General features: G+C 29.7%; 13 protein-coding genes and 3 pseudogenes. 3 read left to right on the top strand and 13 right to left on the bottom strand.

Going from position 1 to position 12002, the window contains the following annotated elements; genetic code table 11:
- The 13 genes and pseudogenes from METFODRAFT_RS04060 to METFODRAFT_RS04000 all read right to left on the bottom strand — a co-directional run.
- Window positions 1-237, bottom strand: a pseudogene (locus METFODRAFT_RS04060) (stage II sporulation protein M); the annotation flags it as partial.
- 29 nt (window positions 238-266) lie between these two features.
- Window positions 267-737: a hypothetical protein gene (locus METFODRAFT_RS04055; protein WP_007044268.1), complete on the bottom strand. Its 471-nt coding sequence runs from the start codon at window positions 735-737 to the stop codon at window positions 267-269.
- 218 nt (window positions 738-955) lie between these two features.
- Window positions 956-1156, bottom strand: coding sequence for a hypothetical protein (locus METFODRAFT_RS04050; RefSeq protein WP_007044267.1), 201 nt, complete (start codon window positions 1154-1156; stop codon window positions 956-958).
- Between the two features lie 270 nt (window positions 1157-1426).
- Window positions 1427-2131, bottom strand: a complete 705-nt coding sequence (locus tag METFODRAFT_RS04045; RefSeq protein WP_007044266.1) for a metal-dependent hydrolase — start codon at window positions 2129-2131, stop codon at window positions 1427-1429.
- Between the two features lie 4 nt (window positions 2132-2135).
- Complete coding sequence (gene hmdC / locus METFODRAFT_RS04040; protein ID WP_007044265.1) at window positions 2136-3656, bottom strand: 5,10-methenyltetrahydromethanopterin hydrogenase cofactor biosynthesis protein HmdC; 1521 nt, start codon at window positions 3654-3656, stop codon at window positions 2136-2138.
- On the bottom strand, window positions 3640-4191 hold the full coding sequence (locus METFODRAFT_RS04035; RefSeq protein WP_007044264.1) for a hypothetical protein: 552 nt from the start codon (window positions 4189-4191) through the stop codon (window positions 3640-3642). Before METFODRAFT_RS04035 ends, hmdC begins: the two co-directional genes overlap by 17 nt.
- Before the next feature lie 182 nt (window positions 4192-4373).
- Entirely contained in the window at window positions 4374-4904 is a 531-nt protein-coding gene (locus tag METFODRAFT_RS04030) for a hypothetical protein (protein ID WP_007044263.1), read from the bottom strand.
- 11 nt (window positions 4905-4915) lie between these two features.
- Window positions 4916-5284, bottom strand: coding sequence for a hypothetical protein (locus METFODRAFT_RS04025; protein ID WP_141564056.1), 369 nt, complete (start codon window positions 5282-5284; stop codon window positions 4916-4918).
- Window positions 5285-5424: 140 nt separating this feature from the next.
- Window positions 5425-5979 carry a hypothetical protein gene (locus METFODRAFT_RS04020; RefSeq protein WP_007044261.1) on the bottom strand — a complete coding sequence of 185 codons (555 nt, stop codon included), beginning with the start codon at window positions 5977-5979 and terminating at the stop codon, window positions 5425-5427.
- 195 nt (window positions 5980-6174) lie between these two features.
- Entirely contained in the window at window positions 6175-6717 is a 543-nt protein-coding gene (locus METFODRAFT_RS04015) for a hypothetical protein (protein WP_141564055.1), read from the bottom strand.
- A 38-nt stretch (window positions 6718-6755) separates the two neighbouring features.
- Complete coding sequence (gene hmdB / locus METFODRAFT_RS04010) at window positions 6756-7814, bottom strand: 5,10-methenyltetrahydromethanopterin hydrogenase cofactor biosynthesis protein HmdB (RefSeq protein ID WP_007044259.1); 1059 nt, start codon at window positions 7812-7814, stop codon at window positions 6756-6758.
- Between the two features lie 145 nt (window positions 7815-7959).
- Window positions 7960-8979 carry a 5,10-methenyltetrahydromethanopterin hydrogenase gene (hmd, locus tag METFODRAFT_RS04005; RefSeq protein ID WP_007044258.1) on the bottom strand — a complete coding sequence of 340 codons (1020 nt, stop codon included), beginning with the start codon at window positions 8977-8979 and terminating at the stop codon, window positions 7960-7962.
- Window positions 8980-9166: 187 nt separating this feature from the next.
- Window positions 9167-9766: a cyclase family protein gene (locus METFODRAFT_RS04000; RefSeq protein ID WP_007044257.1), complete on the bottom strand. Its 600-nt coding sequence runs from the start codon at window positions 9764-9766 to the stop codon at window positions 9167-9169.
- 207 nt (window positions 9767-9973) lie between these two features.
- On the opposite strand from METFODRAFT_RS04000, the gene METFODRAFT_RS03995 reads away from it, so the two are divergent.
- The 3 genes and pseudogenes from METFODRAFT_RS03995 to METFODRAFT_RS11430 form a co-directional block, all read left to right on the top strand.
- Window positions 9974-10231, top strand: coding sequence for a Gar1/Naf1 family protein (locus tag METFODRAFT_RS03995; protein ID WP_007044256.1), 258 nt, complete (start codon window positions 9974-9976; stop codon window positions 10229-10231).
- A gap of 25 nt (window positions 10232-10256) precedes the next feature.
- Window positions 10257-10568: pseudogene (locus tag METFODRAFT_RS11435) on the top strand (TFIIB-type zinc ribbon-containing protein); the annotation flags it as partial.
- A pseudogene (locus METFODRAFT_RS11430) lies at window positions 10554-11996 on the top strand (LAGLIDADG family homing endonuclease); the annotation flags it as partial. The pseudogenes METFODRAFT_RS11435 and METFODRAFT_RS11430, both read left to right, overlap by 15 nt.
- Window positions 11997-12002: the final 6 nt, after the last annotated feature.

Raw genomic sequence — 12002 nt, 5'->3', positions numbered from 1 at the left:
GTATTTAAATGTATTTGCGAAAGTCCTACCAAATAAAACACTTCCAGATAAATTTGTTAATATAAGTTTTAAGTTATTTATCAAAACACCTGAAAAAGTATTTGGAAATATTGTGTCAATATCAATCTTTGGAGTATTACTAAAAGTTGGTATTTTTGTATAAAATCCTAAAATAAACGATATTAAAAATAAAAGAACTGGCAGGATATGATAGAATTTTAATTTTTTAAGAAACATTAGAATTCACCACTAAGCTGGATTAAGAATTATTTATTATTATCATTCTTATCCGAATTCAACTTTATAAGTAATAATATCATATTCAACAAAAAACCTCCAAGAAACGAACTGTTAATGGCCATCGTTATTAATGCAATATCTATAACTAAACCTTTTGATGGCATCATGTGATATTTTAAATAAATAAAGTAGTGAAATACGATAGTAATAAATATTGATAAGGAAAAGCATAAAAATATATATTTTAAGATTTTTTTGTTAGAATATATTGATGTGCCATTTCCTTCGAATACATCTATTTTAAAAATTTTAAATGCTAAATATCCAATTGTAATCCCAATACCTGAGCAATATATGACAACCCGCAATGCATCAACGGTATTGATTAAATAAATAAGTAGTAATATATCGATACTGATTACTACACAAAATACTAATGTAGACAAAAGAACCGATAATTTTAATTCATTTAAATTTTTTTGTGTTAATTTTTGCATATTGCCCACCAAAAATAATAATAAAATATTAATAATTATGAATCCTTAGGTATTATTATTTGAAGAATATATAATACCATATCAGTATAAAATAAACTGAGAACTTATACGATACCTGCGGCTAGGAACGCTACTGCGGCACATGGCCAACCTACTGGCCCCACTGCAGCACATGCACATCCTGCAACAACCATTGAGCTTCCAACAATACATGCAAATCAAATATCTCCACCAATACATACTGCACCAATTAAACCATTGACGCCCCCATCCTGCATACCTTGAACATCCGATGCTATGAGATATCCACTTCCCACTATTTTTACTGTTTGAATTGGTCCAGCTAACACAGCTCCTACCATTCCTAATATCACCAAAGCAGCGAAACCTTTTAATACATCTTTGCCCCATAGTTTCATTTTGCCACCCTGGTGGTTATGCGGTAGGCTCAGGACGTATAGTCCATCATCGCCAACTATTTTTAATTTTTTAGAGTTGGATTTGATATCTTCTTTAATACTCTATCAGTTTTTCATTTTTTACGAAATTTATGTAATAGTAAAATTCCTATATATATTATAATGATTTAAATCAAATAGAAATGTATTTAAATTTAAGTTTTTAAGTTATTAGATTTTCTAATAAAATAAAGTAAAAAAAATAGCAACAATATAAGAAAGTTTAAAATATTAAATTATTTTAAAAATTAATAAAGACAATATTGCATCCTTCCAAACATAAAGAACCATTAAAAACCAGATTCCTGTTAATATTTGTGCCTCTTTTTTTCTTAATTTGTAGTCAGATATTGGATAAAATGCCTTAACTCCTGCGGGAGTTGTTGAATCACCGACAATATGGGATAAATAACCTATTGCAATAGGCAAAATATATGACAAACTTCCACTAATTGCAGGATTTAGTTTTAAAATATCCAAAATAATCCATCCAAACAATGCGATAACTAAAACCTTACCTAACAACTTTTCATTAACAACCATATACAGAACAACAACCCCAGCCAATATTGGAGAAAATATTGTTAATTTCAATGCCAAAAACCCTAAAATTATTGAAACAAAAACTAATGCCAAAAATGTATGTGTTATTCCCCTATGGTTTGCAAAATATGGAATAAGATAAATTAAAAGAACAGAAACTGCCAAAATAAACAAATCCAAATTAAAATAGTCATTTTTGAAATAATAAATTAGAATATTTATAAATACCAATCCAAAAGAGATATAAATCCCCCTCTTAACAATATCCTCCTTAACATCGTGGTCTAAATCTGGATATAAAGCCCCTGCCAAAACCAAAAATATTTGCTCTGGGGAAGAGATAAAAGGCAATCCAAATATAAGCCCCAAAATTGTGTGTCCCTTCCAATTCATTTTATCACATTAAACTCTCCGCTTCAACCTTATTTTTTATTTTCAAAATTATCTCTGGAATCATAGAGCATATATATGTCTTGTCTGCATTTTTAACAACCTCTTCATCATTCCCATTGCATTTGTAGGCATTTATTCCTACTTCATTCAATATTTTAACAGTCGCCTCCTCAACCCATTTATTAGCATCACTAACATAAACCTCTTCTGGCATCAACTTCTTTGCTATTCCCCATGCTATATATCTCCCCCCTAAGAAACCCAACTTCTCCCCATTATATTCATTTTCAACATCTTCCAGTGTCTTCCTTATTCCAACTTTGTCATGTAGTTTGCTGTTTTTAATAGCAACCCAATGGGCATCCCCAATAAACATGCCTCCCAATGTTTCTGGATAAACAACATTTCCTAAAAATTTGCTACTCCTTGCTATAGCAATTAAATCATGCCTACTTACCAAAGTTACATCCATGTTCTTTATCTCTTCCTTAATTATCCTCATAACCCTTGGCAATCCAAAGTTGCCTCTCTTTGCTGTTCCAGGAGAGTAGCCACACATATATCCATGGTGGTTCCCACTAAATCCGCTTATAATTACATTAAGCCCACTCCTCAACCCAATCCTACATTCATCTTCATAAGCCCCATTTGTAGCAACAACCCCACCCTTAACCAAAATTCTTGAAACACCTATTGCCTTTGCAAATGCTTTTAACCTATCCTTTGCTCTATTGAAAGGCGCTCCTTCAACAACCAAAACATCAACATCAAAGTCAATGCAAGATTTTAGACCTGTTATCAAATCATCATACCCATCCCCAACATGGAAAATCCCTTCCAATCCTTTTCCATATTTCTTTGCTGTCTTTGCAACAACCGCCATTTCCTCTAATGGTGCTGCATGTTCCTCTCCACCCTGTTCTTCAACTACATTTATACATACAGTTGATGCTAACTTTATCCAGTCCTCAAATTCATGAGCATATTCCTTTTCTTTATCAATTAATCTCTTGTGTATTCTTTTTCTTGGACATCCTTTGTATGGTGGGCCTTTGTAGTAGCACTCCCCCATACAATGAGTTATTTCCTTTGGAAATCTCATAGCCCCATATTGCCCAAAGTGATCTAAATCCAATGGGACATCAACATTCTCATAAACCATCTTCATAACTTCCAATGGAGGAATTCCTTCCTTCTCTCCAATATCTGCCAATGCATAGGCACAGGCATGTATGGTAAATCCCATATAATCGGTTAAAATACAATTTTCCACAAATTGATTTAATGTTAAAGATGATGCACATGGTCCTACAACAACCTCAACCAAATCACACCCCATTGGGAATTTTCTTAAATTACTTCCTAATTTTTGGATTTCTTCAATAGATAAGTCATCAACTGCATCAACAATCTCAATTATATTGCTTTCTTTTATTTTATTTTCGTTTAGTTTTTTTATTATCAATTTTCTCAATTCCAATGCTGCATTTAAGTCATTTATTGCATCTTTAATGAGTTCTCTCATAAAAATCCCTCAATTTATTTATAATCTGCAAATACCTATCTTCAATCCTCTCAACCAATCCTAAATTATAGTTATGTGTCTTTAAAATTATAATATTTTCCATCTTTTTTCCATCAAACAAATAATCAGGGATTATCGAAATCCCATCATTTGAAATCTCTAAGTCCAAATCCTTAACAACCCTCTTAACAAATTCAGTTTTTGGATTAACCTTTGCATTTAAATTTTTTGAAAGTTTTTTTATTTCCCTTTCTTTATTTTTCAAAGATTCGATTGAATTGTTTATTTTTTTCTCATCTCCAATATTCAATCTTTTTAGTTCTTCTAATGTCTCAATTAAGTCCTTAAAAGTTGCTGACCTAACCTCAAAAATCTCTGCATTTGGATTTAGTTTTTTTACTATTTCTTTGTACCCCTTAGATATGATTAAAAAATCGCAGTTGCATTTTTCTTTGTATGGATTAACTATTTTATAATCCCTCAAACCAATTAAATCTGCAATTTCCCTATACATTTTGGTTACCCCAACTTTCATACTCTCCCAACAAATTTTTATTAATTATTATTTCTTTTGGATAATATTTTATTCTTAGTATTAATTTATTGCCCTTTTCTTTTTTCTCAATTTCATCCCAACGAATATAGTGTCGTCTAAAATAATAACTCTTTCATAAAAAATACCTTTTTAAAAACGCAATAATTAATTTAAAACTCCTTTCAGAATATCACTTTATTATCTATTTTTAAAATCAGTTTTTTTGGAATTCCTTTTATTTTTAATATTGTTTTATCCCCATCTTCCTTCTTATAAACTTCATCCCAACTATAAAATGCAATTCCATCAACAACAACCCCTTTTTCATAAATAGAAATATAATGCGTTTGTTTGAGGTTTGCTATTAAAAAACCCAAAAATAGGACTAAAGAAGACAAAATATGACGTAATAATATTCCATAAGCAAAATAATAAACAATTGAGATTCCAATAAGAATAAAAGACATTCCAACTAAAACGTAATGCCAATCCCCAATTTTAGTTTTTCCCCTACCAACAAATTTACCTAAATCTATTTTTTTAACTTTGAAACATGCATAAAGTATTGGAACTATAAAAACAATCCCCAACCCAAAAACTAATCCAATTTGGAACATTAAATTCAATCTATCAGCAAATCCCAATAGGAGAAACATCACTCCAAATAAGGTACTATTCCCAATCAAATAAAAATAATATGGATTTATCCTCATATTTTCCCCATTTAAATGGTTATTTCTTTTGGAATGTAAGGAATTTTTAGAATCCTTTTGCCATCTTTTTCTTTAATCTTTAACTCCTTCCAACTATAAAACTTTATTCCATTAACTAAAATTCCTTTTTCATAAACCTCTATTTTTAACTCCTGAGTTAAAATTATATAAATTCCAATCTCCAATGCAACAATACCACTACATATTAATACCGAGAATAGATTATCTGGTGAAACATAAATCTTTGTTAATACAAAGAATAATATCAATAAAACAACCCAGATGATTCTTATTTTTGAATCATAAAATTTTACTTCCATTTCTTTTAAAAAATTTCCCTTATCCATTTTCTTAATGGATTTTAACGATTTAAAAAGCATAACCCCTATAACCATGCAAAAAATTAACAAAAATGGAATAAACAATTTAAAAAATTCTAATAAATTGAAATTACCATTCTCTAAAATTAAATATGCGAGACATATAATAGTTGCTGAGAATATGCAACATATTTCAAGAATTATTGGATTTGTCCCATTTTGCATTCTATCACCAAGTTATTTATTTTTAAAATTAATCCATCATTTAAATCTTCTCTATCAACCTCCCCCCACTTATAAAAACCTAATGGATTGATAAAAATTCCATTTTCGTAAAATTCTACTTTAATATATCCAATAGATACTGAAACAATTATAAAAAATGCGGAAATTGAATATAAAAGAAATTTTGTATATGGATTTATATTTAGAGATGTTAACCATCCAAAAATATAAAAATTAACCCCTACAACAAACAATAAAATCCTTAAAATTTTATATTTTTTATTTAAAATCTTTGATTTTGTGTATTTTTTGATTAATTTTCCTTTATTTTTTTCATTAATTAATTTATCCAATAATCTAACTAAAATAATTGAAATTAGCAACAATACTAAACCAAATGCCAAAACTCCAACAACTGTTTTTAAACTCAATCCATAAACAAAGTATATCAAACTAAAAACAAAAACTTCAACAAATAGCAAACTTCCTAAGATAAATAAATAAGTTAGATAAACACCCTCTCCCCTCATAACTTGCACCAAGATTTTTATTTTTAAATTTAACTATTTGTTAAATCAACTTTTAAATAATTTTCATACCCAACAACCCATGATTAATAAAACCCTATAATAATTACATATTTAAAATTTGCAGTTCCGATAAAATACGACAAAGAAAAATATACTTCCAATAAGTATTCCAATCATTAAATGAAAGTAAAAGTATCAATTTCCACCATATTTACTCCTCAATTTATCCAGTATATTTTTATCTAAAACAATTCTCTTTGGAATATATTTTATTTTTATTTTAATTTTGTCCCCTTCTTCATTCATATTCAATTCATCCCATGTATAGAATGCTGTACTTCCCAAAACAATACCTTTTTCATATACTTTGATTGGTGGTTTCAAAATAATATAGTTTCCTAAACACCTATATGCAAAATCCAATATTATTAATGCCACCAGCAACCATGTGGGTATTATATGTTTGTAGTATAGTATAATCATAACCCCCAATATTAGAACTATAAACGAATCATATCTTAATTTGGATAAACTTATTTTATCTTTGTGGATTAATTTTCCCTTATCTACGCTCTCCACTTTTATAAAGGAATAAACGTAACTTATTAAAGATATGAGCAAAATTGCAGTTAGAGATATTATAACTAACGAATTCATAATAAAAAATACTGCAATAAATAACACAATAAACGAAACTAAAACAATAAAATTTAATATAAGTGGATTCATCCCTATCATAATCCCCCATAATAGCATGTTCTTTTGTTAATTCTTATTTAGTTTCTTTCCTTCATTCCTACCCTATTTTTCCTTATTTTTGGTGTTAAACCAATTTCCCTAATTAATTTAATTACCTCATTTAGATTTCCTGTTTTTGGATTTCCAACCCCTTTAATATTCATTGGATGATTATCAGGAATAACTGTTGCCACATTACTTGCTCCCCCCAATAAAGCAAATTGCACCAACTCAGCCCCTATTGTTGGTGTTGGAGAAGTTATCCTTATATTTGGGAATATTAACCGTGTTATTGCAATCGTCTTTGCCTGCTCTAATGCAGAACATTTTGGATGATTTTCCATTGGCGTGTCTTTGTAGGGATTGAATCCCATTATAGGAATTTCCCCAACACCCAACTCCTTCAAATAAAAAAGATGTTCAACTCTATCCTCATAACTCTCTCCAATTCCAATTAATAATCCAGAAGATAGTTCAATATCATATTTCCTCACTAATTTGCAGACCTTTATTCTATCTTTTAATTTTTCCCCCGGTTTTACCTTATTAAATAACTCTTCATTTATTGTTTCTAAATTACAGCAAATTGTATCTATATTATATTTTCTCATTTCTTTAATAGATTCTTCTGTTAAATCCGCTCCAGCATTTACCAAAACCTCCAAATTTGTATTTTCCTTAACGATTTTTAATGCCCTTAAAACCTCTCTCCCCTCATAACCATGTGCAGATGAGCAACTAACCCTACAAATTCCACTCTCCTCAATTGCTATTGCTGATTTTTTTATATCTTCATTAGAAATCCTAAATGGATTATAATAACCCTCCCTTGAAGTTCCTGCTGCAAAACCACAGTATAAACACTTAGGATTAACTTTACAGATGTTGGTTATGTGAATTGTTGAAGTTATTTCAATTTCTTTCTTAAAATAATCCCTAACCTCTGAGGCAATATTAAATAATCTCAAATAATCATCCCATTTGTTTATTTCAAATAATTTTAAGGCATCTTCCTTATCTATCAACCCATATTTTGTAAATTCCTCATTTCCATTCTTTAACTCTTTAAAATTTTCCTCTATCTTTTTAAATACCATTACATCACCATTTCAAGCATTAAAAGTATAAATTAAAACTAAATTTTTATTAAAAATTCATTTCACAAAATATAAAAAAGAAAGATTAAAAAGTTTTCGATTTTAACTACAAATTAAAAATAAAAAATGAAAAAAGAGGTTAGAATTAGTGTTTTTTAAGAACTTCTAATGCTTGTGGTAATATCTCTGCTAAAGGTCCAAAGCACATACTGTCTGCTGTTCCAGTTAATGCTTTTGGGTCTAATGTTTTTTCCATGTTTGCAATTCCTTCATTTTTCATCAATTCTAAGAGTTGTGTAATTGCCTCTTCTGCCATCATTTGAGCGAAGTCAGCAGGTGCCCCTAAGATTTTTGTAACTGCATCCCTGTATGCCAACAAACCAGCATAAACTGTTGCTGTAACTGCTGAACCCATGTCACAAACAGGACTAATTAAGTTTGCAGGTAATTTGTATGCGTTTCCTCTTGCCTTTTGAGCCAATGCATATAATTTTTCAATTGCTTCATCTGATGCAAATCCTGTTGATAAGAATATTTGCCCTTTCATTTCAGGAACTGCTCCTGGGTGATAGGAGATGATGTTTAAGTCTTCTCTTCCTAAATCTTTAAAGATTTTTGCAAATTTTGTTGTTGGAATTGTACATGCGTGAGTTACAATAGCCCCCTCTGGAATTGCATCTACGAACTTCTTAATAATATCTGGCTGTTTTCCTCCTTTTGGTAACCATGTTATTATGATATCTGCATCTGCAACTGCCTCTTTGTCATCGCTTGTTACTTTTAAACCAACATCTTCTGGATGAACTAAGTGAATACATGCCTTTGGAGGTTTAGGAAGTTCTTTTGCTTTTGCTTTAACAACTTCTCTAATTTTTGGCATGATTTTTTCTGGATCTTCCTTATGTGCTTCAATAACTTCTTTTGGGTCAAACTCATCAATAACAACTAAACCAGGTTCCTCAGCGAAACATGGGTCTGAAACAATGACTTCATTAACTTCACCACATAAATGCAACAATTCTGCACCCATTGTAATTGTTGAGTGTGTTAAAGCAATTTCAGGTTTTCCTACTTGTTCTGCAACTTCACATGCTCTCGCAAAGTTTGTAATTCCAGCAGCAGCGTGGGTTCTGTAGCACCCTGCCCCCAATATAGCAATTTTCATCACATCACCTCAAAATTTTGTATTACTATTATTCAAATTAGTAATATATATAATTATCTATTTGGTTCAAATTATTACAATTTTTTAAAAAATTATTATTTGCAATTAAAAATATTAATAATAAATTTAAAAAATCAATAGTAATTATTTTATCTAATAAGTATAAAAATAAAAAAATAAAAAAACGTTAAAGGATCGCAACTGCCCTAATTGGTACACCATCGATATTTTTAATTTTCAGTGGTAATCCAATAAAGAAAAATGATTTACCAACCAAAACATCAAGATTCGTGAGATTTTCAATAATCAAAATCCCATTTGATAAAAGAGTTCTATGAACATCATAATCCCCAATACTTGCACAATCCACACCTATTGCTTTAATCCCCAAACTCAACAAATCATTCAAATAATCCTTAATATCCACCCCTCTTTCAAAATACTCCTCCTTCCCCCAAAGTGATGAAATTGATGTATAGATCAATAAAACATCTATATTCTTAATATCTTTTTTAGATAAAAATTCTTCCAAATTATCAATATTAACACAAAACCCATTCCCAACAACAATATCAACTACAGAATCATTATCCAATCCAACATGCTTTGGATAATCCACATGTGTAGAGATGTGAGAACCTATCCTTATCTCAGAAACCATAAAATTCTCAAATTTAAAGATATTTACATAAAAATTTGGGTCTCCTGGGTAAACAAAATCCATTATTTCATTACTTAGGTCGATAATAACGTTTTTATTTTTTAATAAGTTTTTAATGCATTTCATACATTCCATCATCCATTATTTTTGATTTTTTAGATTAATATTTTCAACAACTTAATCAAGAACAAACCATATAATCCCATATTTCAATCCAAAGATAATAATGTTCATATTTGGTGCATAAACTTAAGTTCGGATATATAAACTTTTCGAAAAATTTATATAGTATAAGCGATAAGAAGTATTCGTGTATCGTTGGAGGCGTCAATCTTGAAAGTAATAATAATAACTCATAAAACGTCAAAGGGGAAATTAATCGGGAGAGCAAATTTTCAACCGCCAATAAATTCGATTGTTGTTTTGAAAAACAATAAAAAATTCAGAAAAGTTGGTAAAGTCCATGATGTTTTTGGCCCTATTAATAGACCATATGTAAAGATTATTCCATTTAAAGGTTTTGAAAATTACATAGGTGAGGCATACATTCTTAAACAAAAGAACGGTAAATCTAAATATCGAAAAAAATAACTTAAAAATTTTGCAAGTGGTAGTTATGACAACAAAACAAGAACTTAAAGAAAAAATAACTACTGAAAATAAAGAATCAGAAAAATATATTAAAACTACTAATGAAAAAATTAAAAGTGATAAGAATGTCATTCTTGAAAAAGAAGAGGAGTTGATATGTCCAATTTGTGGAAGTACAAATATTATTAGGGATTATGAAAGGGCTGAAATTGTATGTGAAAACTGTGGATGTGTTTTGCAACAAAACTTATTTGATGTTGGGCCTGAATGGAGAGCATTCGACCATGAGCAAAGAGTTAAGAGAAGTAGAGTTGGGGCTCCAATGACATATAGTGTTGATTACAGTGAGCCAATAATAATTAGGGAAAATGGGGAAATAAAGGTTGTTAAAATTGGAGAACTTATTGACAAAATTATTGAAAATGCAGAAAATGTTAGAAGAGAGGGTATATTAGAAATATCTAAATGCAAAGGTATTGAAGTTATTGCCTTTGATAATAACTATAAATTTAAATTTATGCCTGTTTCAGAGGTTTCAAGACATCCAGTTAATGAAATCTTTGAGATAATTGTTGAAGGAAATAAAAAAGTTAAAGTTACTGGAAGCCATAGCGTCTTTACTATAAAAAATAATGAGGTTGTTCCAATAAGAGTTGATGAGTTGAAAGTTGGAGATATATTGGTTTTAGCAAAAGAACTTCCTAATGTTGAAGAAAACATCGAAATTAACTTAGTTGAGATTGTAAAAGATTTAGAAAACATTTATGTCCAATTTGACTATCCTTATGAGAATAAAGATTGGAGAAGAAGAAAATCTACCCCATTGAAATATATCTTAGAGAATAACATCCCAATCCCAGATAATGCCACAATTAGATGTGGTAGCGGCAAATCCCTTCCAATAAAAATAAAAGTAGATGAGAGATTTGCTAAGATATTAGGATATTTCATTGCAGAAGGACATTATGATGATAGAAAAATTGTATTTTCCTTTAGAGCACATGAGAAAGAATATATAGAGGAAGTTGTAGATTACTTCAAATCTCTAAACTTAAATCCAATTGTATATAATAAAGGTTCAAGCGTCCAAATTGAGATAAATAGTAAAATATTAGTTGAGTTATTTAAAAAACTAAATATAAAGAGTGGAGCAAAGAACAAGAGAATTCCTCCAATTGTCTTTAAATTCCCAGCAAACTTAAAAAAGGCATTTTTAATTGGATATTTCAACGGAGATGGCAACTTATACATAAATGAAAAGTATTCAACAGTTCAGTTGAGGGCGGTCTCTGCTTCAAAAGAACTTATTGAGGATTTGGCATTCTTACTATTGCAATTGGGAATAAATGCAAACTATGGAGAGGAGTTTATTAAAGGACATATTATTGAAAAAACTGGACAGTATGTTAAAGACAGTCATTCTTATATATTAACAATAACCAATCCAGAATATATTAAAAAATTAGGATACATCGATGATTATCAAAAAGAAAATAAAAAGCCACCAATTTCCAACTTAATTCCAGCCCCAGATGAATATAAAAAAGAGTGGAAATTTAGAAGTAGAGATAAAATAGGAAGAGACCTTGCATTAAAAATTGCCAAAAAATACAACGATAGAAAACTCGAAAAACTTATCAACTCTGATTTCATATTCTTAAAGATTAAAGAGATTAATAAGACAAAGCCAACTAATGGCTATGCTTATGATTTAACAGTTCCAAACGCTGAAAACTTCGTTGCTGGATTTGGAGGGTTTGTATTACACAAC

This window comes from Methanotorris formicicus Mc-S-70 (assembly GCF_000243455.1).
In the GTDB taxonomy this organism is placed as follows: Archaea; AGJL01; Methanococci; order Methanococcales; family Methanococcaceae; genus Methanotorris; species Methanotorris formicicus.
The sequence above is the reverse complement of the archived record's forward strand: the minus strand, read 5'-3'. Positions and strand labels throughout refer to the sequence as shown.